General features: G+C 69.1%; 26 protein-coding genes and 2 rRNA genes. 2 read left to right on the top strand and 26 right to left on the bottom strand.

Annotated features, from left to right (window positions below; genetic code table 11):
• Window positions 1-93: 93 nt before the first annotated feature.
• The 9 genes from ACH413_RS25215 to ald all read right to left on the bottom strand — a co-directional run bounded on the left by ACH413_RS25215 (window position 94) and on the right by ald (window position 9,156).
• The gene (locus ACH413_RS25215; RefSeq protein ID WP_360032434.1) at window positions 94-2,808 is read right to left on the bottom strand and encodes a helix-turn-helix domain-containing protein; all 2,715 of its coding nucleotides are present in this window, start codon (window positions 2,806-2,808) and stop codon (window positions 94-96) included.
• 311 nt (window positions 2,809-3,119) lie between these two features.
• On the bottom strand, window positions 3,120-3,854 hold the full coding sequence (locus ACH413_RS25210) for a pseudouridine synthase (RefSeq protein ID WP_360032437.1): 735 nt from the start codon (window positions 3,852-3,854) through the stop codon (window positions 3,120-3,122).
• The gene (scpB, locus tag ACH413_RS25205; RefSeq protein ID WP_360032440.1) at window positions 3,847-4,677 is read right to left on the bottom strand and encodes an SMC-Scp complex subunit ScpB; all 831 of its coding nucleotides are present in this window, start codon (window positions 4,675-4,677) and stop codon (window positions 3,847-3,849) included. Before scpB ends, ACH413_RS25210 begins: the two co-directional genes overlap by 8 nt.
• Window positions 4,674-5,507: a segregation/condensation protein A gene (locus ACH413_RS25200; RefSeq protein ID WP_360032443.1), complete on the bottom strand. Its 834-nt coding sequence runs from the start codon at window positions 5,505-5,507 to the stop codon at window positions 4,674-4,676. Before ACH413_RS25200 ends, scpB begins: the two co-directional genes overlap by 4 nt.
• Window positions 5,504-5,827, bottom strand: a complete 324-nt coding sequence (locus ACH413_RS25195) for a hypothetical protein (RefSeq protein ID WP_360032446.1) — start codon at window positions 5,825-5,827, stop codon at window positions 5,504-5,506. Before ACH413_RS25195 ends, ACH413_RS25200 begins: the two co-directional genes overlap by 4 nt.
• Window positions 5,824-6,747 carry a ParA family protein gene (locus ACH413_RS25190; RefSeq protein ID WP_093604877.1) on the bottom strand — a complete coding sequence of 308 codons (924 nt, stop codon included), beginning with the start codon at window positions 6,745-6,747 and terminating at the stop codon, window positions 5,824-5,826. The genes ACH413_RS25195 and ACH413_RS25190 overlap by 4 nt, the downstream gene beginning before the upstream one ends.
• Window positions 6,748-6,847: 100 nt before the next feature.
• Entirely contained in the window at window positions 6,848-7,177 is a 330-nt protein-coding gene (locus ACH413_RS25185; protein ID WP_093604879.1) for a helix-turn-helix transcriptional regulator, read from the bottom strand.
• Between the two features lie 24 nt (window positions 7,178-7,201).
• Window positions 7,202-8,089: a site-specific tyrosine recombinase XerD gene (gene xerD, locus ACH413_RS25180; RefSeq protein WP_396425162.1), complete on the bottom strand. Its 888-nt coding sequence runs from the start codon at window positions 8,087-8,089 to the stop codon at window positions 7,202-7,204.
• Entirely contained in the window at window positions 8,086-9,156 is a 1,071-nt protein-coding gene (gene ald / locus ACH413_RS25175) for an alanine dehydrogenase (RefSeq protein ID WP_360032450.1), read from the bottom strand. Before ald ends, xerD begins: the two co-directional genes overlap by 4 nt.
• A gap of 53 nt (window positions 9,157-9,209) precedes the next feature.
• Here ald and ACH413_RS25170 point away from each other — a divergent pair, with 53 nt between their 5' ends.
• Entirely contained in the window at window positions 9,210-9,848 is a 639-nt protein-coding gene (locus ACH413_RS25170) for an NINE protein (protein ID WP_360032453.1), read from the top strand.
• An 84-nt stretch (window positions 9,849-9,932) separates the two neighbouring features.
• Here the strand turns inward: ACH413_RS25170 and ACH413_RS25165 are convergent, their stop codons facing one another.
• The 3 genes from ACH413_RS25165 to ACH413_RS25155 are packed head-to-tail and all read right to left on the bottom strand — an operon-like array spanning window position 9,933 to window position 12,634.
• Entirely contained in the window at window positions 9,933-10,298 is a 366-nt protein-coding gene (locus ACH413_RS25165; protein ID WP_360032456.1) for a DUF2752 domain-containing protein, read from the bottom strand.
• Between the two features lie 39 nt (window positions 10,299-10,337).
• Window positions 10,338-10,955 carry an NUDIX hydrolase gene (locus ACH413_RS25160; RefSeq protein ID WP_360032459.1) on the bottom strand — a complete coding sequence of 206 codons (618 nt, stop codon included), beginning with the start codon at window positions 10,953-10,955 and terminating at the stop codon, window positions 10,338-10,340.
• Entirely contained in the window at window positions 10,952-12,634 is a 1,683-nt protein-coding gene (locus tag ACH413_RS25155; protein ID WP_396425159.1) for a CTP synthase, read from the bottom strand. Before ACH413_RS25155 ends, ACH413_RS25160 begins: the two co-directional genes overlap by 4 nt.
• A gap of 177 nt (window positions 12,635-12,811) precedes the next feature.
• Here ACH413_RS25155 and ACH413_RS25150 point away from each other — a divergent pair, with 177 nt between their 5' ends.
• On the top strand, window positions 12,812-13,495 hold the full coding sequence (locus ACH413_RS25150; protein WP_360032465.1) for a hypothetical protein: 684 nt from the start codon (window positions 12,812-12,814) through the stop codon (window positions 13,493-13,495).
• Here the strand turns inward: ACH413_RS25150 and ACH413_RS25145 are convergent.
• The 14 genes from ACH413_RS25145 to ACH413_RS25080 all read right to left on the bottom strand — a co-directional run.
• A complete protein-coding gene (locus tag ACH413_RS25145) occupies window positions 13,492-14,430 on the bottom strand; it encodes a copper transporter (protein WP_360032468.1) in 939 nt (312 codons plus the stop codon). The two genes, ACH413_RS25150 and ACH413_RS25145, sit on opposite strands and share 4 nt — an antisense overlap.
• A complete protein-coding gene (gene steA / locus ACH413_RS25140; protein WP_360032471.1) occupies window positions 14,427-15,611 on the bottom strand; it encodes a putative cytokinetic ring protein SteA in 1,185 nt (394 codons plus the stop codon). The genes ACH413_RS25145 and steA overlap by 4 nt, the downstream gene beginning before the upstream one ends.
• Before the next feature lie 62 nt (window positions 15,612-15,673).
• Window positions 15,674-16,093 carry a hypothetical protein gene (locus ACH413_RS25135; RefSeq protein WP_360032474.1) on the bottom strand — a complete coding sequence of 140 codons (420 nt, stop codon included), beginning with the start codon at window positions 16,091-16,093 and terminating at the stop codon, window positions 15,674-15,676.
• Between the two features lie 17 nt (window positions 16,094-16,110).
• Complete coding sequence (locus ACH413_RS25130) at window positions 16,111-16,542, bottom strand: hypothetical protein (protein WP_360032477.1); 432 nt, start codon at window positions 16,540-16,542, stop codon at window positions 16,111-16,113.
• Window positions 16,539-17,147: a hypothetical protein gene (locus ACH413_RS25125; RefSeq protein WP_360032480.1), complete on the bottom strand. Its 609-nt coding sequence runs from the start codon at window positions 17,145-17,147 to the stop codon at window positions 16,539-16,541. The genes ACH413_RS25130 and ACH413_RS25125 overlap by 4 nt, the downstream gene beginning before the upstream one ends.
• The gene (locus ACH413_RS25120) at window positions 17,140-17,742 is read right to left on the bottom strand and encodes a hypothetical protein (RefSeq protein WP_360032483.1); all 603 of its coding nucleotides are present in this window, start codon (window positions 17,740-17,742) and stop codon (window positions 17,140-17,142) included. The genes ACH413_RS25125 and ACH413_RS25120 overlap by 8 nt, the downstream gene beginning before the upstream one ends.
• 72 nt (window positions 17,743-17,814) lie before the next feature.
• Window positions 17,815-19,596, bottom strand: a complete 1,782-nt coding sequence (gene recN / locus ACH413_RS25115) for a DNA repair protein RecN (RefSeq protein ID WP_360032486.1) — start codon at window positions 19,594-19,596, stop codon at window positions 17,815-17,817.
• Between the two features lie 95 nt (window positions 19,597-19,691).
• On the bottom strand, window positions 19,692-20,582 hold the full coding sequence (locus ACH413_RS25110; RefSeq protein ID WP_093604897.1) for an NAD kinase: 891 nt from the start codon (window positions 20,580-20,582) through the stop codon (window positions 19,692-19,694).
• The gene (locus ACH413_RS25105) at window positions 20,579-21,376 is read right to left on the bottom strand and encodes a TlyA family RNA methyltransferase (protein ID WP_360032489.1); all 798 of its coding nucleotides are present in this window, start codon (window positions 21,374-21,376) and stop codon (window positions 20,579-20,581) included. The genes ACH413_RS25110 and ACH413_RS25105 overlap by 4 nt, the downstream gene beginning before the upstream one ends.
• A 6-nt stretch (window positions 21,377-21,382) precedes the next feature.
• Window positions 21,383-21,550, bottom strand: a complete 168-nt coding sequence (locus tag ACH413_RS25100; protein WP_382428719.1) for a hypothetical protein — start codon at window positions 21,548-21,550, stop codon at window positions 21,383-21,385.
• A gap of 4 nt (window positions 21,551-21,554) precedes the next feature.
• Complete coding sequence (locus tag ACH413_RS25095) at window positions 21,555-22,349, bottom strand: HAD-IIA family hydrolase (protein ID WP_360032492.1); 795 nt, start codon at window positions 22,347-22,349, stop codon at window positions 21,555-21,557.
• The gene (locus ACH413_RS25090) at window positions 22,346-24,976 is read right to left on the bottom strand and encodes a hypothetical protein (RefSeq protein ID WP_360032494.1); all 2,631 of its coding nucleotides are present in this window, start codon (window positions 24,974-24,976) and stop codon (window positions 22,346-22,348) included. The genes ACH413_RS25095 and ACH413_RS25090 overlap by 4 nt, the downstream gene beginning before the upstream one ends.
• Before the next feature lie 92 nt (window positions 24,977-25,068).
• Window positions 25,069-25,185: ribosomal RNA gene (gene rrf / locus ACH413_RS25085) — 5S ribosomal RNA — on the bottom strand.
• Between the two features lie 90 nt (window positions 25,186-25,275).
• Window positions 25,276-26,660 (bottom strand): 23S ribosomal RNA (locus tag ACH413_RS25080); the annotation flags it as partial.

The raw sequence follows: 26,660 nt of genomic DNA, 5'->3' as shown, positions 1-26,660 counted from the left end.
ACCAGAGGTTCGTCCTCCGTCTAACGGCCTGCTAACCGCTCATCGTCCTGACGTGCGCTTCGTGATCGTTCCACCCGCCCGGTGCTGGGACTTTCAGTCGCGGCACGGCGGGGTGAAGTCGAGATCGCCGAAGTACTGCCGCCACTCCTCGCGGCTCATCCGCGGAATGGCCTGCTCGCAGATCCTGACCGCCGGGTCACGCGGGTCCGCGTTCCACAGCCGCACCGCCCGGTCCGCACCGCCCGTCACGACCTCGTCGCCCTGGGGCGTCAGGCCGACCGCGGTGACCGGTCCGGCGTGCCCGCGCAGCAGGGCCTGCTCCACGGGTTCGCCGGCACCGAGCCGCCAGAGCCGCACCAGCCCGTCGTCGGTGGCGATCGCGACGTGACCCGCGCCGAGCCAGGCCGAGGTGACCTCGCCGCCGCCGGAGGGGATCCTGGCGCGCAGGACCGGGGCGCGCGGGTCGGTGGTGTCCCAGAGGTGCACGGCCGTGCGGGCGGCGGTCATCAGGTCCCCGGCACCGGCGAACTGGGCGGTGCCGGCGAACTCCCTGGTCAGCGACAGGAGCTTGACGTCGCGCGGGTCGGTGACGTCGACCAGGTGCACGGCGCGGCCGGTGGTGACGGCGGCCAGGACCTGGCCGTCCGGGCGGAACGACAGCCCCGCCAGCGGCCCCAGGCCGAGCTGGGCGGTGGTCAGGAGCCTCGGGCGTTCGCCGCGCAGGTCCGTCCAGAAGCTCAAGGTGCCGGCGTCGTCGGTGGTGACGAGAGTGGTGCCCTGCCAGGCGATCGCGATGGCGCGCACGGGAAGCACGGCCAGTTCGCGTGGTTTGCCGAGCGAGACGTCGACGACGTGCACGGTGCCGTCGTCGCCGGCGGAGGCGACCAGGCCGCCGGTCGAGTCCATCGCGAGAGCGGTGACGGCACCGGAATGCCTGGTGGCGTCATAGGAGGCACGCGGTGCCGGCAGGTCGGCCAGGCCCGTCAGCACGACCGTGCCGTCGCGGTGCCCGGTCGCGATCTGCTGCAGGGTCGGCCCGACCACGAGCGCGGTGACCTCGGACTGGGCCTCGCGCAGCACCTGGGAGGGCACGTCCTCCTGCCGCAAACCGTTGCGCGCCTGGGGTAACGGCACGAGCTGATAGGCGGCGAGCGCGACCTGCTGGGCCAGGGCGGGGTTCGTGGAGCGCAGCGCGGCGGCCTCGCCCACCGCTCTCAGCACGGCGGCGTTGGCACGTTGTTCGTCGGCGGCTTTGCCTGCCTGCAGGGCGAAAACGGTCGAACTGGCGGCGACGACCACGAGTGCCGCGAGCGCGGCGAGCAGCTGGCGTTGGCGGCGGGTGCGTCTTCGGGCACTCGCCGAGACCTCCTGTTCCGCGGCCAGGCTCGCGGCGAGGAAGGCGCGTTCCCCGGCGTTGAGGGAAAGTCCCTCGGGAACGTTCGCCAGGCGTCGTCCCCGCAACAGCGCGCCCGCGTCGCGGTCGAGCGACTCCCAGGTCTGCGTGGCGAGCGTGAGTTCGCGCTGTGCCTTGATGTTCTCGCGATCTTCCTCCACCCAGCCCTGGAACGTGGGCCAGCCGCGGATCAACGCCTCGTGCGCCAGTTCGACGCCGTCGCGGTCGATCACCACGAGCCGCGCCGCCGCCAGCGCGAAGAGCACCTCGTCGTCGGCTTCGAGCTCGGCCTGGTGCGCGCGGCGTTTCGTGTTCTCCGCGGTGACGAGCCGCAGCAGGATCCGTTTCGCCTGCTCCCGCCCCGCCGGGGAGAGCTCGTCGAAGACCTCCTGCGCGGTGCGGGCGACGGCGTGCTCGAGGCCGCCGACCTCCTCGTAACCGGCGAGCGTCAGCGTCATGCCGCGCCGGTGCTGCCAGGTTTGCGCGAGCGCGTGCGACAACAACGGCAGCACGGCCGCCTGCCCGACCGCATCGGCCATGAGCCTCGCCAGCAACGCCGTTTCGACCTTGGCTCCCACGACCGCGGCGGGTTCGGTGATCGCGAGGCGGAGCTCGTCCGGCGTCATCGGGCCGAGCAGGAGCTGGGAGCCTTCGAGCGCCTCGACCAGCTCGGGGTACTGCGCGCAGTGGCCGTAGTAGTCGGCCCGGATGCCGATCACCACTTTCCGGCAGCCGGTGAGCGCCGTGATCAGCCACTGGCGGAGCTCTTCGTTGCGGCACAACGTGAACAGCTCTTCGAACTGGTCGACGACCACGAGGTGCCCGTGGCGGTGCTGGAGTTGCCGAGGGTCTTCGAGTTCGTCGGCGAGTTCGACCGCCTCCCCGCCGGTGAGCCGGGCGAGCGCGAGCGCGCACTCCTCCACGGGATTCGCGCCAGGTGTGAAGAGCAGGACGGGTTCACGGGTGCGGGCGATGAGACCGGCCCGCAGCAACGACGACTTCCCCACCCCGGACGGCCCGAACACGCCGGTGAACCGCTTCCTGGTGGCGAGCAGCTCGGCCGTCAACCGCTCCCGCCCGAAGAACTTCGGCGCGTCGTCTGGCTGGAACATCGCGAGCCCGACGTACGGACTGTCGTGCGCCGCATGCGGTTCGGACTCGACCACGGCCCGCCACCGCCGCGCCCATTCCTCCGGATCGGCGTCGCAGGCCTTGGCGTACGCCTTGGTCACCGCGAGACTCGGCAACTTCCGCCCGCCCGCCGCCTCCGACAACGCCGCGGCCGAGTAGTGCGCCCGCCGGCTCAGCTCCCGGTAGGTGGGGCTGCCCGCCCGCTCCCGCAGCCGGCGCAGTTCCGCCGCGAACCGCAGGACACCGCTCTCGCCCTCCTCGAGAGGGCGTTCCCGTCTCGGCATCCCGTCATTGTTCAGAGAACTTTGTTCAGCGGCGAACACATGACCGTGAACAACCCGTTCGCCCTAGTGTCGAGGTAGACGAACTACCACGGGGAAGACCCGGTGCTCGCGCCCCGAACCGGCGCCGGAGTGGCCGTGGGTGGCCCGCGCACGAGCCACCCACGGCTCACGCAGTTCCGCGCAGTCCTCGCAGAAGTCCCGCGCGAGGTGCCGGTGAACCGCCCTGGCAGATCGGCCCGGTGGACCGGGCTCACCGCGGTTCGTCCCCCCGGCTCTGGGGCCGGAGGGACGAGCGGGATTTCAGGGTCTGGTCAGAGCCCGACGAGCTTGTAGAGGCCGCCGACTTCCTGGCGGTTCAGCACCCGCATCGAACCGGGACGCTGGTTGCCGAGCGACACCTCACCGACGGCGACGCGGACCAGCGACTGCACCGGGTAACCGGCGGTCTCCATGAGGCGGCGGACGATGTGCTTGCGGCCCTCGTGCAGCACGATCTCGACCAGCGCCTTGCCGGGCACGGCGCTGATGAGCTTGAAGGAGTCGACCTTGGCCGGCCCGTCCTCCAGCTCGATGCCCGCCTTGAGCTTCTTGTTGAGACCCTTCTCGACCGGGCCGGGGACCTCGGCGAGGTAGGTCTTCTTGACGTTGTAGCTCGGGTGCATCAGCCGGTGCGCGAGCTCGCCGTCATTCGTGAGCAGCAGCAGGCCCTCGGTCTCGGCGTCGAGGCGGCCGACGTGGAACAACCGCTCCTTGCGGTTGCGCACCAGGTCGCCGACGCACGGGCGGCCCAGGTCGTCCTCCATCGTGGAGAGCATCCCGTACGGCTTGTTGAGCGCGATCGTGACGACGTCCTCGCGGATCTGCACCCGCAGCCCGTCCACGTGCACCACGGCCGTCTCGGGGTCGATCCGGCGGCCCTGCTCGCGCACGACCTGGCCGTCGACCTGCACCCGTCCCTGCTCGATCAGCTCTTCGGAAGCGCGGCGCGAGGCGATACCCGCCTGCGCGAGCACCTTCTGCAGGCGCACGCCCTCGTTGTCAGACATCGTCGATCGCATCCACTTCGGGCAGGAGCGGGGCGATTGGCGGCAGGTCGGCAAGCGACGACAGCCCCAACCGCTCCAGGAACAGTTCGGTCGTGCGGTACAGGATCCCACCCGTGTCGCTGTCGGTGCCCGTCTCCTCGATGAGCCCCCGTGCGACCAGGGTCCGGATCACGCCGTCCACGTTGACGCCGCGAACCGCCGCGATCCGCGCCCGCGTGACAGGCTGCCGGTAGGCGATCACCGCGAGCGTCTCGAGGGCCGCGCGGGTGAGTTTCGCGCGCTGACCGTCGAGCAGCAGCTTCTCCACGAACGGGGCGAACCGGTCCCGCGTGTAGAACCGCCAGCCGTCCCCCGCCCTGCGCAGGTCGATGCCACTGCCGGACTCGGTGTACCGAGCAGCCAGTCTACGGAGTGCCGCCTTGATTCGCTTAACCGGCTGCTCAAGGGCGCTGCTGAGCTGGTCTTCCGGGATCGGGCTGTCCACCACGAGCAGCACCGACTCGAGCGCGGCCTCGAAGACCGCGTCGTCGGTGAGGTCCGGGAGGCCGCTGTCCTCGATCGCCTCCTCGGGGGCGGCGGCGAGGAGCTGGGCTTCGAGGTCGGCGGCGTCTTCGGCGTCGGCCGGGTCGGCTTCAGGCTCGGGTTCAGGCTCGGGTTCAGGCTCGGGTTCGGCGGGCTCTTCCAGCACGACGGGGGCGGGAGCGGCGTCGTCGAGAGCGGCGTCCGGCTCGGCGGCCTCCGTGGCCTCGGGCTCGCCCCCGTCGAACGCCGGCCCCGGCTTCTCGATCTCCGCCGCGTCCGGTCCCACCAGTGGCTCGCTCATCCGCCGTAGTCCTCATCCTCGTCGCCGGCGTGCACCTGCGCCTGCGCGTCCTGCAACGTCCCGCCCACCCACGTCACCTGCAGCGGCCCGAGCGCGTCCTCCTGCTCGAAGGCCAGCGACTTCTCCCGGTACAGCTCCAGCAGCGCGAGGAACCGCGCCACGACCTCCATGGTCTCGGTGCAGTCGGCGACGATCTCCGAGAACGACGCGGTGCCCTTCTCGATCAGCATCGCGCGCAGCACGTCCGCGGTCTCGCGGATCGACACGCGGTGCTGGTGGATGTGGTCGACCGACAGCGTGCGCTTCTGCTTCGGACGGAAGGCGGCGGCCGCGATCAGGGCGAACTTGCCGGGCGTGACGCCGAGCATCACCTCGGGCAGCAGGCCCTCGAAGCGCGGTTCCAGCGACACCGAGCGCGGGTAGCGCCGGAACGCGCCCTGTTCCAGCTCGGCGAAGAGGGCCGCCACCTGCTTGTAGGCCCGGTACTGCAGAAGGCGGGCGAACAGCAGGTCGCGCGCTTCCAGCAGGGCCAGGTCGTCCTCGTCCTCGACGTCACCGGTGGGCAGCAGCCGGGCGGCCTTCAGGTCCAGCAGCGTGGCCGCGATGACCAGGAACTCGGTGGTCTCGTCGAGGTCCCACTTGTCGCCCATGCCGCGCAGGTGCGCGATGAAGTCGTCGGTGACCGTGTGCAGGGCCACCTCGGTCACGTCGAGCGTGTGCTGGGAGATCAACTGCAGCAGCAGGTCGAACGGACCCTCGAAGTTCGTGAGCCTGACCTTGAACTTGCCATCGTCCGGAGCAGCAACCTCAGCAGGGGCTTCCTCGGTCACTGCTCGCGCAACCTGCGTACCAGCAACGACGCGTCACCGTGCGTCTCGAGGTCGTCCAGCACGATGGCGATCGCCTCACGCACGACACGACCTCGGTCGACGGCGAGCGAGTGCGAGCCGCGCAGCACGAGCCGCGCCTGCTCCAGGGCCAGCAGTTCCTCGTCGGACACGTAGACCGTGATCTTCGTGGTGTGCTTGGTGCGGCCGGAACCACGGCGCTGCTGCGGGGTGACCTCGTCCGAGGAGACCTCGGGCGCGGGCGCGGCAGAGGTCAGCCGGAACAGTTCCGCCGCCCCAGGCAGTGAAGGGCGACGGTTCACCGGGCGATCACCTCGCGAGCCAGGCCGCGGTACGCGTTGGCGCCGGCCGAGCGCGGTGCCCAGCGGGTGATCGGCTCACCGGCCACGGTGGTCTCCGGGAAGCGCACCGTGCGGTTGATGACCGAGTCGAACACGATCTCGCCGAACGCCTCCACGACGCGTGCCATGACCTCACGCGAGTGCAGCGTGCGCGGGTCGTACATCGTGGCGAGGATGCCGGTGATGTTGAGCTTCGGGTTCAAGCGTTCCTTGACCTTCTCGATGGTGTCGATGAGCAGCGCCACCCCGCGCAGCGAGAAGAACTCGCACTCCAGCGGGATCAGCACACCGTCCGCGGCCGCGAGGGCGTTCACCGTGAGCAGGCCGAGCGAGGGCTGGCAGTCGACCAGCACGTAGTCGTAGTGGTCGATGACGGGGCGAAGGGTGCGCACGAGCGTGTGCTCGCGGCCCACCTCCGACACGAGCTGGATCTCTGCTGCCGACAGGTCGATGTTGCTCGGCAGCAGGTCCATGTCCTCGACCATGGTCTTGCGGATGACGTCGGGAACGGCGGTGTCGTTCTCCATGATGACGTTGTAGATCGTGGTTTCCAGCTGGTGCGGGTGCACGCCGAGGCCCACCGACAACGCGCCCTGCGGGTCGAAGTCGACGAGCAGCACGCGGCGGCCGTACTCGGCCAGCGCCGCGCCCAGGTTGATGGTCGTCGTGGTCTTGCCGACGCCACCCTTCTGGTTGCAGACAGCCAGGATCTTCGCCGGGCCGTGGTGCAGCAACGGCGGCGGGTCTGGGATGTGACGACGCGGTCTGCCCGTCGGGCCGATGCCGTCGACCTGCTCCGTGGCGACGTCGTCCACCGGCGCGGCGTGCGGAGCCAGGCTCAGATCGGCACGGGGCGCGAAAGCGTGCTCCGGTGTCGACATGGCTGGCGTTCCCTCACTGGTCGTAGTCGTCTCTCCGGGCGCAGCCTAGGCCGCACCCGTGCGAGCGGCAACGCGCCTCGCCGGGCTTGTCAAGAGTTGCTCAGACAGCGACATCCGTTCGTGTTCGCCGATCGGCGGCGGAAAGCACCACGTCCAGCAGGCCCGGAAAGAGGTGGTCCAGGTCATCGCGGCGCAGTGACACCCACCGTTGATTGCCTCGGCAGCGTGTTCGTGTGATGCCCGCTTCGCGTAATACCCGCAGATGCTGGGAAAGGGTCGACTTCGCGACGTCGACCTCGAAAGCCCCGCACAGCCTCTCACCGCTCAACTGGATCTGGCGCACGACCGCGAGCCTTGTCGGGTCACTCAGCGCGTGCAGCACAGCGGCTAGATCAATGGCCTGTGGGGACGGCTCGTCCAAGTTCGGCACCTGCCCACCGTACCCGTGGAAGCCTCATGTTCCAGTGGCTCGAGGGTGAGCAGTTGCGTAGACCTCCCTCAAAGTCGTAACGGTTACCAGTGTGTACACCTGAGTGGTCGTAACGGATGCGTGCCCGAGGAGTTCTTGCACCACCCGAACGTCAGCACCCCCTTCCAGCAGATGGGTGGCAAACGAATGCCGCAACGTGTGAGGAGACACGACCGCGGTGATTCCAGCCTGCTCCGCGGCGGTCTTCAGAACGGTCCACGCGCTCTGCCGGGAGAGCCTTCCACCCCTTGTATTCAAGAACAATGCAGGTGTGCCACGCCCCTTCGCCGCCAACGCGGGACGCGTCCGCACCAGATAGGCGTCGACCGCCGCCAACGCCGGCCGCCCGACCGGAACCAGCCGTTGCTTCCCTCCTTTCCCGTCCAGCAACACCGTCCGCTCGGAAGCGTCGATGTCATCCACGTCCAGCCCGACCACCTCGGAAATTCGCGCTCCCGTCGAGTACAGCAACTCCAGCAGCGCTTTGTCCCTGAGGTTTCCCACAGTTTCCAGGAGGGTGAGAACCTCATTGATCGGTAAGGCCTTCGGCAGCCTCTTCGGCGGCGAAGGCGGATGCACGGCACGTGCGACGTCTTGCGGCACAACGCCTTCACGGTGCGCAAAGCGGTGCAACCCGCGCACGGCGACCAACGTCCGTGCGGCAGAAGACGCCGCAAGCCCGCTCTCGCGCAACACGGCCAGGAACTCACTCACCTGAAGCTCCGTCACCGCACCCAAATCCGTGACACCCAAGGACTCCAGGTGTTCGGAGTAGCGGCGCAGGTCGCGGGTGTAGGAGTCGAGCGTGTTGCGGGCGGTGCCGCGTTCCACGGCGAGGTGGTCGAGATAGGTCGCCACCAACTCTGCAATCACGCGAGCCCTTCCAACAGGATCTTCCCGTCACGCGCGTTGACGCCCTTGGCCAAAGCCGGATCCGACGCCACCGCAGCCTCAAAACCCTTGTCCGCCAACGCGATGACGTACGGCAGCGTCACGTTCGTGAGCGCGTACGTCGACGTGTTCGGCACGGCACCGGGCATGTTCGCGACGCAGTAGAACACGGAATCGTGCACACGGTACGTCGGTGCGTCGTGAGTGGTCGGCCGCGTGTCCTCGAAACACCCGCCCTGGTCGACCGCGATGTCCACGAGCACGCTGCCGGACCGCATCCGCGACACCAGGTCGTTGCTGACGAGCTTCGGCGCCTTCGCACCGGGCACCAGCACGGCCCCGACGACGAGATCCGCCCAGCGGCAGGCCTTCTCGACCTCGTAGGCGTTCGACGCGATCGTCTGGAGGTGCCCGCGGTAGGTGAAGTCGATCTGCCGCAACCGGTTGACGTTGTTGTCCAGCACGATCACCTCGGCCTGCATGCCGACGGCCATCGTCGCCGCGTTCATCCCCGCCACACCCGCGCCGATCACCGCGACCTTGCCCGCCGCGACGCCGGGAGCACCGCCCAGCAGCACGCCACGGCCGCCCTGGGCCCGTTCCAGGCAGTGCGCGCCCACCTGGGCGGCCATCCGCCCGGCGATCTCGCTCATCGGCGCCAGCAACGGCAGCGACCCGTCCGCCAGCTGCACGGTCTCGTAGGCGATGGCCGTGATCCCGGACGAAGCGATCGCGTCAGTGCACGACGGCGACGCCGCCAGGTGCAGGTAGGTGAACAGCACCTGATCGCGGCGCATGCGGTGGTACTCGGGCTCGATCGGTTCCTTGACCTTCAGGACCAGGTCCGCGGACCCCCACACCTCGTCCGCCGTGGCGACGATCCGCGCACCGGCGGCCACGTACTCCTGGTCGGGGAACGACGAGCCCGCACCGGCGTCGCGCTCGACGACGACGGAGTGCCCGCGACGCACCAGCTCGACCACTCCTGCCGGTGTCATCGCGACGCGGTACTCGTGGTTCTTGATCTCCTTTGGGACACCGACCAGCATCGTCGCAGCGTATTCCCGATATCGATCTGCTGCATCGGATAACGTGGCCAGCCGTGTCAGAAGCATTCGGGCCTGAGCAGCAGCGCATCGGCAACCAGCAGCGCGAAGAGGCGATCACCGCGCTCAACGACCACTTCGCGATGGCGCGGCTCGACATCGGCGAGTACCAGGAACGCGTGAACCGCGCGTCCGGCGCGCAGAGCTACGTCGAGCTCGCGGAGCTGTTCCGCGACCTGCCGCAGCCCCACCCGCCGTTCCTCGCGCCGCCCTCGGTGCCGTTCACCGCCGTGCCCCCGCCGCCGCCCGGCTACGCGCCGCAGCCCACCCAGCCGTACTACCCGCCGCCCACCGGCCCGCAGCCGCAGTACGCGGTTCCGCCGCCCACCGGCCCGCAGTACGCGGTCCCGCCGCCCGGCATGGTTCCCCACGGCGTGGGTTACGACCCCGGCGCTCCGTGGGGCCGCGACCCGTACACGGGCGTGCCGTACTCGGACAAGTCGAAGATCGCCGCGGGCCTGCTCCAGCTGTTCCTCGGCAACTTCGGCATCGGCCGGTTCTACATGGGGGACACCGGAATCGCGGTCGCCCAGCTGCTGACGTGCGGTGGCTGCGGCATCTGGTCGCTGATCGACGGCGTGCTCATCCTGATCAACGGCGGCACCGACGCGGAAGGACGCCCGCTGAAGGGTTAGGTCGTGTCCTGCAAGTTCGTTCGGTGAGAGGCGCGGGCGAGAGACTCGGAGGCGGTGCCGCCCAATGAACTTGCAGGACACGGGCTAGACGCCGGCGATGTTGCGGCCCACGCCCCACACGAGCATGACGGCGAGAGCGGCGAACCCGACCGATGGCGGCACCGGTCGCCGTTCTCCCTTCCATCGGCTCAGCGTCCAGCGCGTGAAGAGCCAGGCCATCAGCGGTACACCGAGCACGAGCAGCACGGCGTTGAAATGCCATGCGGCCACCACGTCGCCGTGCAGCAGTGCGTGCACCATGCGCGTGATCCCGCAGCCCGGGCAGTCGAGCCCGGTGAGCGCCTTGAAGGGGCACTTGGGCAACAGGTTGCCCGGCTGGTTCGGGTCGACGAACAGCAAAAGCACGGAACCCGCGGCGCCGGCCGCGAGCACGCTGAGGGGTCCCCTCATCCGAGAGAGAGAACCCTTCAGCGTCTGCATCAGCCCAACTTACTTCTTGCGCGCCGCGAACCGGGTCGGCTTGTCGCGAAACGGTGCGTCGGCGGGACGCGGCTCCGCCCGTCCCGCCAGCACCTCACGCGCCGCGAGCAGCCCGGCGACCGCGGACGAGTTCACGATCTCGCCCGAGAGCACCATCCGCACGGCCTCGTCGAGCGGGAAGCGGTGGATCTCCAGATCCGCCTCCTCCTCGCCCTGCACCTCGCGCTCCACTTCGGACAGCTCGCGCGCCAGGAACACCCGCACGACCTCGTCGGTGAACCCGGGAGACGCGGCCGTGTCGACCAGCGTGTCCCAGCGTCCGCCGTCGAGCCCGACCTCTTCGGCCAGCTCGCGGCGGGCGCCGACGACCGGCTCCTCGCCGTCGTGGTCGAGCAGCCCGGCAGGCAGTTCCCAGAGGTGCCTGCCCAGCGGGTGGCGGTACTGGTGGATCAGCACGACCTGGCCCGCGTCGTCCACGGCCACGACCGCGACGGCGCCCATGTGCTCGACGACCTCGCGCTTGGCCGTGCCGCCACCGGGCATCTCGACGTCGTCGACCCGCAGCGCGACCACACGTCCGACGTGCAGGTCCTCGCTGGAGACCGTCCGGAAGTCGTGACGCGTCACTTGGAAGCCCCGGCCTTCAGCGGCAACCGGTCGGCGACCCGGTAGTCGATCGCGGCCTTCACGAACGCCGCGAACAGCGGGTGCGGCTTCGTGGGACGCGACTTGAGCTCCGGGTGCGCCTGGGTGGCGGCGTAGAACGGGTGCACGTCCGTCGGCAGTTCGACGAACTCGACCAGGCGGCCGTCCGGCGAGACACCGGAGAACACCAGGCCGGCGTCGGCGAGCTTGCCCCGGTACGCGTTGTTGACCTCGTAGCGGTGACGGTGCCGCTCGGACACCTCGGTCGCGCCGTACGCCTGAGCGACGACCGAACCCGGCGTGAGCTTGGCGACGTACGCGCCGAGGCGCATCGTGCCGCCCATGTCGCGCTGACCGGCCACGACGTCCTGCTGGTCGGCCATCGTGGAGATGACCGGCGTGCCGCCCTCTTCGAACTCGCTGGAGTTCGCGTCCTCGATGCCCGCGAGGTTCCGCGCGGCCTCGATCACCATGCACTGCAGGCCGAGGCACAGGCCCAGCGTCGGCACACCGCGCGTGCGGGTGTACTTCAGCGCGCCGACCTTGCCCTCGATGCCGCGCACGCCGAACCCGCCGGGGATCAGCACCGCGTCCATGCCGGACAACGCCCGTGCCGCGCCCTCGGGCGTCTGGCACTCGTCCGACGGCACCCACTTGATCTCGACCTTGGCGTGGTGCGCGAAACCGCCGGCCCGCAGCGCCTCGGTGACCGAGAGGTAGGCGTCGGGCAGGTCGACGTACTTGCCGACGAGCGCGATCTTCACCGTCTCGGACGGGTTGTGCACCCGCTCCAGCAGGTCGCCCCACACCGTCCAGTCGACGTCGCGGAACGGCAGGCCGAGGCGGCGCACGACGTAGGCGTCGAGGCCCTCGGAGTGCAGCACCTTGGGGATGTCGTAGATCGACGGCGCGTCCACGGCCGCGACGACGGCGTCGGTGTCGACGTCGCACATCAGGCCGATCTTGCGCTTCAGCGCGTCCGGGATCTCCCGGTCCGCCCGGCACACGATCGCGTCGGGCTGGATGCCGATGTTCCGCAGCGCCGCGACGGAGTGCTGCGTCGGCTTGGTCTTCAGCTCGCCGCTGGGCGCCAGGTACGGCACCAGGCTGACGTGTAGGAAGAAGACGTTGTCGCGGCCGACGTCGTGGCGGACCTGACGGGCCGCCTCGAGGAACGGCAGCGACTCGATGTCGCCGACCGTGCCGCCGACCTCGGTGATGACCACGTCCGGAGTGACGCCGTCGGCGTCCGGCTCGGCCATCGCCCGGATGCGGCGCTTGATCTCGTCGGTGATGTGCGGGATCACCTGGACCGTGTCGCCCAGGTACTCACCCCGCCGCTCCTTGGCGATCACCTCGGAGTACACCTGACCGGTGGTGACGTTGGCCTCGCCGCTCAGATCGCGCGACAGGAACCGCTCGTAGTGGCCGATGTCGAGGTCCGTCTCCGCACCGTCGTCGGTCACGAAGACCTCGCCGTGCTGGAACGGGTTCATCGTGCCGGGGTCCACGTTCAGGTACGGGTCGAGCTTCTGCATCGTTACCCGCAGGCCGCGCGAGGTGAGCAACTGGCCGAGACTGGAGGCCGTGAGCCCCTTGCCCAGGGAGGAGGCGACGCCCCCTGTGACGAAGACGTGCTTGGTCGTACGTGCCTGCTGCACCAACGGGGCTCCCGTGAAAATCGTGGGGGCCGAATCCCCCTATCCACGGGCCATAACGCTAACACGCCGCCGGTCACTCAGCGCACCACGACCCGGCAGATCACATCACCCGATCGGCGCAGCGAGGGGTTTTCCCGAACTCCCACGGCACGCGCCGGGATCAGGAATCGTTGTCACGTGACCTTCGACGTGGCAGGGAGCGCCGCACGAGCCATGCACGACCGCTCGGCGGCGTGGCGTTTCATCGAGGGTTTCGCGGCCGCGTGGGCCGAGCCGCTGGAACCGCAGGACGGCTGGAACCGGGCGGATCTCGCCGCCACCGAGGAGCAGCTGCTCGTCCGGCTGCCCGAGGCGGTGAAGGAGGCGCTGGCCCTGTTCGGCAAGCGTCCCGACCTGACCAGCAACCAGGACCGCCTGCTGACGCCGTCCGAACTGCGCGTGGTCGACGACGTCCTGGTGTTCCGCGACGAGAACCAGTGGGTCGCGGCCTGGGGCACCGCGCTGGACGGCGACGACCCGGAGGTCCGGATCAAGCTCGACCTCGTGGACAGGACCGAGGAGCGCTGGGACGCGTGGCTGCCCCGGTTCTCCCTGGCGTGCGTGGAGATGGTGCTGTCCGAGGCGCTGTACCGCGACGGGGCCGAGACAGCGGACAGGGAGACGTCCGAGGCGGACGTCTCCCTGCTCGAAGATCACTTCGCACTGCTGCCGCTGCACAGTCCCGGCACCCGCTGGTTCGCCGCGGACGACCTGATCGTCCGCGAGGACGACCGCCAGTGGCTGTGGGCCCGCGCCCGCACGCCGGACGCGCTGGACCAGCTCCTGAAGGCCCTACCCGGCGAGTGGACGACCGAGCACTAGCCGGCCGTGCCCGGCGACGAGGCCTCTGCGTTGCCCGCGACGCCGTAACGGCCGGAGCGGCCCTCCAGCTGTTCGCGCAACGCCATCACCACGACGACCTGACCCGCCGGGGTGTCGGAGTTGTCCACCGTGGACAGGATCGAGGTCGCGGCGGTGTCCGCGCGGACGACGCCGATCGCACCCGTGCCGTTCGCGGAACCGTTCGCACCGGCCAGCACGACGCCCGCGCCGGACCGGTCGAGCTGGGTGGCGAAGCGCGCGACGGTCGAGGCCCTGTCCGCGGCCGAGTCACCGATCGCGGCACCACCGGCCAGCACGATCGCGAGCTGCGCGGGCTTCACGCCCGAGGTCGCCTTCACGAAGCCCGCGTTGGTCAGCCCGGCGAGCGCGGACGCCGTCTCGTCGGCCGTGGCCTGCGGCTCGTTGTTGGACGGGTTGAGCAGCAGCAACGTCCCGAACAGACCGCCGGCGCGGGTACCGGGGTCCGCGGCCGTGGGCAGCTGGGAGCCGGCGGGCTGCAGCCGTGCCACGAGATCGCGCAACTGGTCGCCGCGCGACGGGTCGGCGAACGCGTCGGTCAGCTGGATCTCGCCGGTCACGGTGGCGCTCGCGGACTTCAGCAGCCCGGCGAGAGCGTCCCGATCGGACGGACGGGCGTCCGACGTGGTCACGATGACGACCGTGCGTTCGGTGAGCCGGTCCTTGACCGCCAGCGGGCCGACGGACGCGGCGAACTTGTCCGCCTCGGTCAGCTTGGCGTTCAACGCGTTGCGGTCGTTCTGCAGGTCGTTCACCTGCTGTGCCAACGAGTTCTTCTCGTCGCTCAGCCCGGAGAGCAGCCGCCCGCTGATCGCGGTCGACCCCAGCACGACACCGACCGCCAGCGCGAGGAACACCGCGGTGATCGAAACTATGTGGTAGCGCAGCGTGATCACGAGAAGAACCCCTTGAACCAGTTGACGACGGATTGCCAGCCGTCGACCACGATGTCGACGTAGACGTGACCGACGCCGGACACCGCGAGGGCCGCCGCCATGGCGACGATCGCGGCGGTCACCAGCAGGACGATCACGCCCAGCGAGACCCTGCTGCGGTGCAACGTCGCGACGGCCTCCCCGTCGACGAGCTTGCTGCCGAGCTTGAGCCTGGTGAGGAACGTGGAGGGGTTGGAACCGGAGTGCCCGCGGTCGAGGAACTCGCGCAACGTCGCGCGCAGCCCCACCGTCACCACGAGGGACGCCCCGTGCGCCTCGGCGAGCAGCAACGCGAGGTCCTCCGCGTTGCCCGACGCCGGGAACGTCACCGCGCCGATGCCGAGGTCCTGGATCCGTTGCAGGCCGGGCGCGTGGCCGTCGGTCTGCGCGGGCACGACCACCTCGGACGCCGCGCGCAACGACGCGGTGCCGATGCCGTCGGGGTCGCCGACGATGATGTCCGGCTTGAGTCCGGCGTCGTGCAGCGTGTCCGCGCCGGTGTCGACGCCGATCAGCACCGGCCGGTACTCGCGGATGTACTTGCGAAGCTTGCGCAGTTCCTCGGCGTGCGACGGGCCGCCCGCGACGACGAGCACCTGCCGGTCGCGCATCGGCACGTACACCTCGGGCACGCCGACGCCGTCGAGCACCAGCGCGCGTTCGCGGCGGAGGAACTCGATGGTGTTGGCGGAGAACGCTTCCAGCTGAGCCGACATGCCGGCCTTCGCCTCGATCATCGCGTCGGCGATGCTTTCGGCGTTCTGCTCGATCCCCTTGGCGAGCTCACGTTCCCCGGCGTACACGACACCTTCGTGCAGCCGGATCTTCGTGCCTTCCTTGATCTCCCGCAGCGCGACGGCGCCGACGTTGTCGATCAGCGGAATGCCGGCCTCGATCAGCAGTTCCGGCCCGAGGTTGGGAAACCGCCCGGAAATCGACGGTGACGCGTTCACGACACCGACGACCTCGGCCGAGACGAGCGCTTCGACGGTCCGCCGATCGAGGTCGACGAGGTCCATCACAGCGATGTCACCGGCACTGACGCGCCGCACCAGGTCGCTCGCGCGCCGATCAACCCGCGCGACGCCCGTGACACCGGGAAGTTCGTGGTTGGTGCGGCTCAGCAGCCCGGAAAGCTTCATGAGCCGATAGTGACTCACGGTGCGCACGCGACAGGTGAGGCACGCCGGGCATTTCTCGCTGGTCAGTCGTCGGGGTGAACTACTACGGCTCCAAACGCGAGAACCACTGCACTTATGAGCACCCAAATACCGTTGCCGAACCCGGCTTGCAGCGCCGGATCGATGGCGATGTTGCCCTCCTGGTGAAAGCTGATGGCGTTCAGCAAATACACGAACAACATTCCGGTGACGCCCGCCAACCCGGCCGCCCCGGCAAAGGCGACTTTCCGCCACCGAACGCCCATCAGCACCACTGCGGCCATCACCACGATCGGGATGCCGAACAACGGTCCGTGTTCATCTTGGGCACCACCGAAGTGCGTGCTCCACCCACTGGTGACGTAGGCGGTCTGCGGCTGCCCGGGAGCAAGCCTGATCAGCAACTCCGAGAACGGCAGGAACGTGGCCCCGACCGCGGCCACCGCGGCGAGCCCGAGCAGCACGACGCCGAGGATCTTCCTCACGCCGCCTCCCGTTGCGCGGCAACAGCTCCGACGAGCCCGACCACCGTTCCCACGACGAGGAACACCAGTCCGAACCCGACCGCGAAGTCGCCCTGCTGCTCGATCGCGTGCCCGCGTTCCGACACGACGAGCGCCGAGACGATCCCCACCGCGCCGAGCTGCCCGGCAGCCCCGGCCAACGCCGCGCGGTTGATCCAGATCCCGGCCACGAGCAACAGGACCGTCACCACGACGGGAACCCCGTACCAGGGCGAGAGTTCTCCCGCGGGCCAGTCGCCGGGCTTGTTGAGAACCTCGGTCCCCCAAGCGCGAACGACGACCTCAACGCCACCGGCGTACGCCGTCGAGTACCACGGCAACACCATCGCCGTGGCGCTCAGCACCACTCCGGCCGCGATCAACGCGATCGCCGTAGGTCTCCCGATCACCGGGTCTCCCGCTCGTCGTCGTCAGGAATCGCAATCCCGAAGGGAGGCGTGTCGTCGTCGTTGTCGAGCTGATGCACGACCACACCGTCCCCTTCGTCCTCGTCCTCCACCACCGGCTCGGAACTCCTGCGCTGGGCGAGCACCGCACCCACGAGCCCGAGGGCGGCCGCGATCATCAGGAGGTAGAAGCCGTCGTGGTATAGCAGCTCGTCCTTGCTCGATCCGCGCTGCGGCTCGGAGTCGATGAGCTCCTTCAGCTCCCGCAACTGGAACGTGTAGAGGAACAGCACTCCGGCCAGCGCGCCGGCCCCACCCATGGCCAGCGGCCGCCCGGCGAAAGCGGTCTCCTGACGCGCCAGCAGCACCACGGCGACCGCCATCATGATCGCCGAGACCACCACGGGCCACCCGGCGGCGAAGAGCGCCGGCTGTTCGACAGCCCCGTCCTGCGGGTTCGACGTGGTGATCCACAGGGTCGAGGTGGAGCGCAGATCGGTCCCGAAGCCCTTGTAGACGGTGCTGAAGACGTCCTGGAGCGACCCGATCACCGCCAGCACGGCACCGAGCGCCAGCAGCACCCACGAGATCTTGCGACGGTCAATCACTCTTGGGCTCCACGATCACCGGGTATCCGTACGGCGGCGTGTCGGTGTCGTCCGCCTCGTCGATCTGGTGGATGACCACCCCTTCTTCAGCGCCCTCGGCCCGAACCGCCCGAGGCAGCTCCTGGTGCAACACGGCCGCCACCACGCCCACCCCGGCCGCGACGATCAGCGTGGTGACCCCGTCTCCCTGCGCCACCTCGATGGTGAACGGCGACTCGAGGTCGGACAGTCTGTCGACCAGCCCCTGCAGCCGGGTGACAGCGGACCAGGCCACGCCGACCAGCAGTCCGGCGCCGAGCAACGACCCGACCCTGGCGGCGGGAACCCGGAAGGCCAGCACCGCGGCCAGGGCCATGACCAGCGCGGCGCCCAGAGCGGGCTCCCCGAACTCGAGGGGCTCCAGAATCAGCACCTCGTGGAAGTCGTCGCGCTCGACCGCCCAGGAGGTGGCCTCGAACCGCAGGGTGCGACCGTTGGCCGCGACCTCCACCGTGTAGGTGGTCAAGAAGGTGGCCGCCACAGCCAGCCCAGCGGCCACGACCACCAGCACGGCCCCGAACACCCGGCGCGTGGTCAAAGATCCGGTAACGGTCACACCCCCATCATGCCGAACAAGGCCACGACGCGACCGCCCAGCTCAACCGCGATGACGAGGGCGAACCCGAGGTCAGCCCTTCTTCTTCCGCCGCCGCACCACGGCCGCGGAGGACTTGTCCGCCTTCGCCGCGGCCAGCAACTCCTCGGCGTGGGCCCGGCCCGTGTCGGTCGAGTCCATGCCGGCCAGCATTCGCGCCAGCTCGACGACCCGCTGCGTCTCGTCCAGCTTCCGCACGGCGGACCGCGTGAACGTCCCGTCGGCGGACTTGTCCACCACGAGGTGCCGATCAGCGAACGCGGCGACCTGGGGCAGGTGGGTCACGACGATCACCTGGTGGGACCGCGCGAGCCGAGCCAGTCGCCGCCCGACCTCGACGGCGGCCCGCCCGCCGACGCCGGCGTCGACCTCGTCGAAGACCAGGGTGGGCACCGGATCGGAGTGCGACAGCACGACCTCCAGCGCCAGCATCACCCGGGACAGCTCACCACCGGAAGCGCCCTTGTGCACGGGCAACGCCGGGGCCCCCGGATGCGAGATCAACCGCAGCTCGACGTCGTCCACTCCGGACGACCCGGCGTGCAGGATCGACCGCCCCACGGCCAGCGCCTGGGCATCTCCGGCCTCGGCGTGCCGGGGCCGGACGGCCAGTTCCACCGTCGCGTGCGGCATGGCGAGCCCGTCGAGCTCCTCGCTGACGGCCTTCCCGAGCTCCAGCGCGGCCTCGACCCGAGCGGCGGTGACCCGCTCGGCCAGCGCGGCCAGCTCGACGGCGAGTTCGTCCCGCCGAGTGGCCAGTGAGCTCAGGGCCTCTTCGGACGTGTCCAGCCCGCCCAGCCGAGCCCTGGCGTCAGCGGCCCACGCGATCACGCCGTCGATGTCGGCCGCGTACTTCCGCGTCAGCGCCTTCAGCTCGGCCTGCCGCTGCAGCACCGACTCGAGCCGGCCGGGGTCGGCCTCGAGGTGGTCCAGGTAGCCGGAGATCTCGGCACCGACGTCGGCCAGCAACGTCGCCGCCTCGACGAGCCGCGGCTCCATCTCCCGCAGCTTCGGGTCCTCGGAAGCCGACAACCGGCGAGCGGCCTCGGAGATCAACCCGAGCGCGCCGGGGTTGTCGGGATCTCCCTCGAGAGACCCGGACACCGCGAACTGCGCGCCCTGAGCGGCCTCACGAAGCTGGTCCGCGTCGGCGAGCCGCCGGGCCTCGTCGTGCAGCTCGACGTCCTCGCCCGGCTTCGGGTCGACGGCGTCGATCTCGCCCAGGCCGTGCCGCAGCAGGTCGGCCTCACGGGCGAGCTCACGCGAGCGCTCGGTGCGCTCCTTCAGTTCGGTGGAGACGCGCAGCCACTCCTCGCGGACGGCCTGGTACGCGCGCAGCGGCTCGCTCACGTCGTCGCTCGCGAAGCGGTCCAGCACGGCACGCTGCTCAGTGGGACGCATGAGCCGCAGCTGGTCGTTCTGGCCGTGGACGGCGATGAGCTGCTCCGCCAGTTCGGACAGGACGCCGACCGGCACGGAGCGGCCACCGACGTGGGCTCGCGAGCGGCCGTCGGCTCCGACCGTGCGGATCGCGATCAGCGACCCGTCCTCGTCGGCCTCGCCGCCGACCTCCTCCGCCACCTTCGCGGCAGGGCTGCCCGCCGGAGCCTGGAAGCGGCCTTCGACCACCGCTTTGTCGGCCCCGGTACGCACCCGCGACGCCTCCGCACGGCCACCGCCGAGCAGGTGCAACCCGGTCACGACCATGGTCTTGCCCGCACCCGTCTCACCAGTCACTACGGTGAATCCGGGGTCCAGTTCAAGGGTGGCCTCGTCGATCACGCCAAGGCCATTGATGCGCATCTCGGCCAGCACAGGGCGAACCTTACTTGTCGGGTCCGACATTTCCGGATGGGTCCTTGCTCTGGGGGCACCATAGCCAGCGAGTGCCGACGCGCCGAGCGGCGCGGTCAGCCTGCCGATGGTCCCCGCCATCCCTTCACCGGCAGGGCGAACTTCTCGACCAGCCGGTCCGTGAACGGTGCCTGGCGCAACCGCACGACCTTGAGCGGCACTGCGCCTTCCACGATCTCGATCCGCGCGCCCGCGGGCAGCTCGAACGTGCGCCGCCCGTCCGCGGACAGCGCCGCCGGGTGGCCCGACGAGTCGATCTCGAACGCCACGTGCGACTTCGGCGAGACGACCAGCGGCCGTGAGAACAGCGCGTGTGCGTTGCTCGGCACCACCAGGATCGCCTGCACGTCCGGCCACACGACCGGTCCGCCCGCCGAGAACGCGTAGGCGGTCGAGCCCGTCGGCGTCGCACAGATCACGCCGTCGCAGCCGAACGCCGACACCGGCCGGCCGTCGACCTCGACGACGACGTCGAGGATGCGTTCGCGGATCAGCTTCTCGACGGTGATCTCGTTGAGCGCCCAGGTCTGCGCGACCACGTCGCCGTTGACCTTCGCGACGAGGTCGAGCGTCATGCGCTCTTCCACGAAGTAGTCGCGCTCCAGCACGTGACCGACGGCCTCGTGCAACGCGTCCGAGTCGGCCTCCGCGAGGAACCCGACCCGGCCCAGGTTGACACCCAGCACCGGCACCCGCGCCGGGCGGGCGAGCTCGGCGCCGCGCAGCAGCGTGCCGTCACCGCCGAGAACGAGCACCAGTTCGGTGCCCTCGGCCGCGTGGTCGTCGGCGGGCACGACCTTGGTGCAGCACGACGGGCCGAGGTCACGCGCCTCGTCGTCGAGCACCCTCGTCGTGACGCCCCCGACCGCGAGACGGCCTGCCACCTGACGGGCGAGATCGATGTTGCTCTGGTGACCGGTGTGGACGACCAGCAGGACTTCCCTCATTGGGGCCCTTCTTCGACGGCGGTGCGCACCATCTCCTCCGCAGGGACGGGTTCACCCTTGCGAAGCCAGAGGAAGTACTCGACATTCCCGGACGGGCCGGGCAACGGGCTCGCGACGACCCCGTGCACGGCCAGACCGAGTTCTGCTGCCGCCCTGGTCACGTCGAGCACGGCTTCGGCACGAAGCTCGGGCTCGCGCACGACACCACCGGAGCCGAGGCGTTCCTTGCCCACCTCGAACTGCGGCTTGACCATGGGCAGCAGGTCGCCCTCCTCGTCGAGGCACGCGGCCAGTGCGGGAAGCACAAGCCTCAACGAGATAAACGAAAGATCGGCCACCACGAGTTCAACTTTGCCGCCGATGTCCTCGGGCGTGAGGGTGCGGACGTTGGTCTTGTCCTTCACCACGACCCGGTCGTCGGTCTGCAGCTTCCAGTCGAGCAGACCCCTGCCGACGTCGGCCGCGACCACCTGACGCGCGCCTTTGCGCAGCAGCACGTCGGTGAAACCGCCAGTGGACGCGCCGGCGTCGAGACAACGCCTGCCGGTGGGATCGATCTTGAAGCCGTCGAGCGCGCCGATGAGCTTGTGCGCGCCTCTGGAGGCCCAGTTCGGGTCGTTGCCGATGTCCTTGACGACGACCGGGTCGGAGGTCTCCACGGCGGTCGCGGGTTTCGTCGCGACGGTGCCGCGGACCTTCACGCGTCCGTCGGCGACGAGTTGGCTGGCGTGCTCACGGGACCTGGCGAGCCCCCTGCGCACGAGTTCGGCGTCGAGCCGCACTCTGCGAGGCACTGTGCATCACACCTTGTCGATGCTCGACAGTGCGTCGGTGAGCGTCGAGTGCACGGCGTCGAACCGAGCCACGTGCTCGTCGAGGGGAACGTTCTCGAGCCCGTCGAGCCTCTCCAGCGCGCCGTCGATGGCGTCAGCCGGGTTGGGCGGAGGTCCGGGCAGGGGGTAGCTCACGGTCTTACGGTAGCCGATGGAGTATCGACAGGTCCGCGCCGACATACGTGGGCCTTTGCTCAGCCGGAAGCGCTTGCGCCTCTTGCTCCGTCGACACACCTGTGAGCACGAGCAGCGAGTCCATGCCCGCGTTGACCGCGCCGAGGATGTCCGTGTCGAGCCGGTCGCCGATCACCAGCGGGCGGTTCGCGCCGAGGTCCTTCGCGGCCTGCTGGAGCAGCGGGGTGGCGGGCTTGCCGGCGACGAGCGGTTCCTGGTCGGTCGCGGTCTTCAGCGCCGCGACGAGGCTGCCGTTGCCGGGCAGGAGGCCGCGTTCGGTGGGCAGGGTGGCGTCGACGTTGCACGCCACCCACAGCGCGCCGTTGCGGATGGCCACCGCGGCCTCGGCCAGCTCACGCCAGCCGAGGTCCATGGACAGCCCTTGCAGGACCGCCACCGCGCCTTCCGCGGTGTCGGTCGGGATGAGTCCGCGCTTGAACACCTCGGCCTCCAGGGCCTTGGTGCCGAGCACGAGCACAGTGGATCGCTTCGGCAGTCGTTCGGCCAGCATGGCCGCGCCTGCCTGCGAGGAGGTGCTCACCTCGTCGACGTTCGTCTCGAACCCGAGCTCGACGAGGTGATCGGCCACCATCTGCGGTGAGCGGGAGGCGTTGTTGGTGACATAACGGATCCCGACGCCCTTGCTTCTGGCCGCCGCGATTGCTTCGGCGGCACCCGGCACGGCCTCGGATCCCCGGTAGACGGTGCCGTCGAGATCGATCAGCAACGCGTCGTACCTGTCGACCAACGTCTCGCTCACTGCTGCGGGGTCTCCTCCTGGGTCAGCTCGAACGCGCGCTCGGCGGCGTCCGTCTCCCCCTCGTCGTCAGCCTCGGCGGCGTTGAGGAACCACTTGACGGACTCCTCGATGCGACCGGCCGCGGCCAGGTTGTCGGCGTAAGCGTAGAAGAGCCGCGCGGAGTAGGGATTGCGCTGCCCCGGATCGAGGTCCGGACCCTGCAGGGCGACGACGGCCGCGTCGAGCTGACCCATGTCGCGACGAGCACCGGCCGCGACGATGCGCAGCTCGATCTCGTCCTCCTGGCTGAGGTCCTTGACCGCCGGGTCCTTGGCGAGGTCGATCGCCCGCTCCGGCCGGCCCAGGGCCCGCTCGCAGTCGGCCATGATCGCCAGGTGGCCCGGTCCGGTCATCATCCTGCGCGCGGCCCGCAGCTCGCTGAGAGCCTCGGCCCACTCGTCCGCGAAGTAGGCGGTGAGACCCGCCGCTTCCCGCACGACACCGACGCGAGCAGCCTTGCTCCGCGCGTACCGCGCGTGCTCCAGGGCCAGCTCAGGGTCCTCGTCGATCAGCAGCCCGGCCGCGGCCAGGTGCCGTCCGATGATCTCCGCGAGGCCCTTGGGCAGGCTGCGCAGCTCGGCCTTGATCTCCGGGTCGAGCAGCGACAGGTCGGCTTCCTCCGGCAGTTCGGGCCGTCCGCCACGGGGCGCGGGCGCCTCGTCGCTCTGCTCCGCGCTGTCGGCGTCGTCCGACTCGGCCTTCGGCTCGTCGTCACGCTTGTCCGCGTCGACGCCGGCCTCGCTGTCCGTCCTGGTCTCGGTCTTGGTCTCGACGACCTCGGCCGCGTCGCCCTCAGCGGCGACCTCGGCCTCGGCGGCCGGCTCACGACCGGCGGCGGCACGGGTGGCCGCGGCGCCGTCGCCCAGGCGGTACCCGGCGCGCTCGGCGGCCGGAGTCACCTCGGCAGAGGCCTTGTCCGTGGTCTCCGGCTCCGACTGACGCTCCTGGAAGCGCGCCGCACGCTCACGGCTGCGCTCGTCACGACGGTCGTCGCGCGGCGGGGCGGAACGCTCGTCGTTGCGACGGTCGCCGGAATCGCTCTTCCGGTAGCCGCCGCGGTCGTTCGAGTCGTCCTTGCGGTAGCCACCCCGGTCATTGGAACCCCGGTAGCCGCCACGGTCGTTCGAGTCGCTCTTGCGGTACCCGCCACGGTCGCTGGAACCCCGGTCGTCCTTGCGGAAGCCGCCACGGTCGCTGGAGCCCTGGCCGCGGTAACCACCGCGGTCACCGGAGTCGTCCTTGCGGAAGCCGGGACGGTCGCTCGAACGCGAGCCGCCACGATCGCTGGACTCGCTCTTCCGGTAGCCGCCACGGTCGCCCGAGTCGCTCTTGCGGAAGCTGGGGCGGTCGCCGGACTCGCTCTTGCGGTAACCGCCACGGTCACCGGAGTCGTCCCTGCGGAAGCCAGGACGGTCGCCGGAGTCGCTCTTGCGGTAGCCACCGCGGTCACTGGACTCGCTCTTGCGGAACCCGCCGCGGTCACCGGAGTCGCTCTTGCGGAACCCGCCGCGCTCGCCCGACTCGCTCTTGCGGTAGCCACCGCGGTCACCGGAGTCGTCCTTGCGGAAGCCAGGACGGTCGCCAGAGCGCTCGCCCCGGTAGCCACCACGATCGCCGCCGCGGTCACTCGAACCCTGGCCGCGGTAGCCACCGCGATCGTTCGAGTCGCTCTTGCGGTAGCCGGGACGGTCACCGGACTCGCTCTTGCGGTAGCCACCGCGATCGCCGGAGTCGTCCCTGCGGAAGCTGGGTCGATCGCTGGACTCGCTCTTGCGGTAACCGCCACGGTCGCTGGAACCCCGGTAGCCGCCACGGTCACCGGAGTCGCTCTTGCGGAATCCGCCGCGCTCGCCCGAGCCGGCCCGGTCGCCGGAGCGGAAGCCGCCACGGTCGCCCGACTCGCTCTTGCGGTAGCCGCCGGACTCGTCCTTGCGGTAGCCGGGACGGTCGCTGGACTCACTCTTGCGGTAACCGCCACGGTCACTCGAACCCTGGCCGCGGTAGCCACCGCGATCGCCCGAGTCGTCCTTGTGGTAGCCGGGCCGGTCGCTCGAACCCTGCCCGCGATAGCCACCGCGGTCGCTGGACTCGCTCTTGCGGTACCCACCGCGATCGCTGGAACCCTGGCCGCGGTAACCACCGCGGTCGCCTGAATCGTCCTTGCGGAAACCGGGCCGGTCGCTGCGGAAACCGCTGCGCTCGCCGGAACCGGAACCCTGCCCGCGATAGCCGCCGCGGTCGTTCGAGTCGCTCTTGCGGTAGCCACCGCGGTCGCTGGAGCCGCCGCGGTCGCTCGAACGGTCACCGCGGTAGCCACCGCGGTCGCCGGAGTCGTCCTTGCGGTAGCTGCCGCGGTCGCTGGAACCCTGACCGCGGTAACCGCCGCGGTCACTGGAGCCGGCGCGGTTGTCTCGACGGTCGCCGCCGCTGGTGCGGTCGCCGGAGCCTTCACCGCGCTTGGAGCTGTTGCTGGAGTTGTTGCTGCTGCTGAACTTGCGGTCGCCTGATGGACGGCCACCGTCGGAATGGCGCGGTCGGTCTCCCTGGCCACGCTGACGGTCGCCGGGACGATCCCCGAACCTGGACACCAAATCCTCCTACTATGGACACGCTGAAAGGGGCCTGTGAGCGAAGCACTGTAATTGTGCCCCGCGATCACAAGCCCCTTCAGGGAAGTAAAGTTCGGCGGCGACCTACTCTCCCACACCGTAACCAGTGCAGTACCATCGGCGCAGAAGGGCTTAACTACCGGGTTCGGAATGGGACCGGGTGTTTCCCCAACGCTATAACCACCGAAACACTATGAAATTACAACCAGCAACCCCGCGGGGTCGCGATCGGTTTCTGGTTGTTCTTCCAGAACCGCACAGTGGATGCGTAGCGTCTTTGTAACAAGTCCTCGGCCTATTAGTACCAGTCAGCTCCAACCGTTACCGGTCTTCCACCTCTGGCCTATCAACCCAGTGGTCTAGCTGGGGGCCTTAACCCACAAAGGGTGGGATACCTCATCTTGGAACGAGCTTCCCGCTTAGATGCCTTCAGCGGTTATCCCTTCCGAACGTAGCCAACCAGCAATGCTCTTGGCAGAACAACTGGCACACCAGCGGTCCGTCCGTCCCGGTCCTCTCGTACTAGGGACAGCCTTCCTCAAGTATCCTACGCGCGCGGCGGATAGGGACCGAACTGTCTCACGACGTTCTAAACCCAGCTCGCGTACCGCTTTAATGGGCGAACAGCCCAACCCTTGGGACCTACTCCAGCCCCAGGATGCGACGAGCCGACATCGAGGTGCCAAACCATCCCGTCGATATGGACTCTTGGGGAAGATCAGCCTGTTATCCCCGGGGTACCTTTTATCCGTTGAGCGACCACGCTTCCACAAGCCATGGCCGGATCACTAGTTCCGACTTTCGTCCCTGCTCGACCCGTCAGTCTCACAGTCAAGCTCCCTTGTGCACTTGCACTCAACACCTGATTGCCAACCAGGCTGAGGGAACCTTTGAGCGCCTCCGTTACTCTTTGGGAGGCAACCGCCCCAGTTAAACTACCCACCAGGCACTGTCCCTGATCCGGATCACGGACCGAGGTTAGACATCCAATACGACCAGAGTGGTATTTCAACGATGACTCCACAACCACTGGCGTGGCCGCTTCACAGTCTCCCACCTATCCTACACAAGCCGAATCGAACACCAATACCAAGCTATAGTAAAGGTCCCGGGGTCTTTCCGTCCTGCCGCGCGTAACGAGCATCTTTACTCGTAATGCAATTTCGCCGGGCCTGCGGTTGAGACAGTCGAGAAGTCGTTACGCCATTCGTGCAGGTCGGAACTTACCCGACAAGGAATTTCGCTACCTTAGGATGGTTATAGTTACCACCGCCGTTTACTGGCGCTTAAGTTCTCAGCTTCGCCCTTGCGGACTAACCGGTCCCCTTAACGTTCCAGCACCGGGCAGGCGTCAGTCCATATACATCGTCTTGCGACTTCGCATGGACCTGTGTTTTTAGTAAACAGTCGCTTCTCGCTGGTCTCTGCGGCCGTCTCGCCCTAGCCTGCAAGAGGCTTCAAGCGCTACGGCCCCCCTTCTCCCGAAGTTACGGGGGCATTTTGCCGAGTTCCTTAACCACAGTTCGCCCGATCGCCTTGGTATTCTCTACCTGACCACCTGTGTCGGTTTGGGGTACGGGCCGCGTGAAAGCTCGCTAGAGGCTTTTCTCGGCAGCATGGGATCACTCTACTTCGCCTCAATCGGCTACGCATCACGTCTCAG

Origin of the sequence: Lentzea sp. NPDC020367, assembly GCF_044387305.1 — a bacterium.
Lineage (GTDB): Bacteria > Actinomycetota > Actinomycetes > Mycobacteriales > Pseudonocardiaceae > Lentzea.
This window is presented reverse-complemented; position numbering and strand designations above follow the sequence as displayed.

Excerpts from the sequence above, each read along its gene's own strand:
- ACH413_RS25165 (WP_360032456.1), bottom strand. The coding sequence starts at position 10,298 with ATGAGGGGACCCCTCAGCGTGCTCGCGGCCGGCGCCGCGGGTTCCGTG.
- ACH413_RS25190 (WP_093604877.1), bottom strand. The coding sequence starts at position 6,747 with ATGTCGACACCGGAGCACGCTTTCGCGCCCCGTGCCGATCTGAGCCTG.
- ACH413_RS25210 (WP_360032437.1), bottom strand. The coding sequence starts at position 3,854 with ATGTCTGACAACGAGGGCGTGCGCCTGCAGAAGGTGCTCGCGCAGGCG.
- scpB (WP_360032440.1), bottom strand. The coding sequence starts at position 4,677 with ATGAGCGAGCCACTGGTGGGACCGGACGCGGCGGAGATCGAGAAGCCG.
- steA (WP_360032471.1), bottom strand. The coding sequence starts at position 15,611 with ATGAAGCTTTCCGGGCTGCTGAGCCGCACCAACCACGAACTTCCCGGT.
- ACH413_RS25215 (WP_360032434.1), bottom strand. The coding sequence starts at position 2,808 with ATGCCGAGACGGGAACGCCCTCTCGAGGAGGGCGAGAGCGGTGTCCTG.
- ACH413_RS25110 (WP_093604897.1), bottom strand. The coding sequence starts at position 20,582 with ATGAGGGAAGTCCTGCTGGTCGTCCACACCGGTCACCAGAGCAACATC.
- ald (WP_360032450.1), bottom strand. The coding sequence starts at position 9,156 with ATGCTGGTCGGTGTCCCAAAGGAGATCAAGAACCACGAGTACCGCGTC.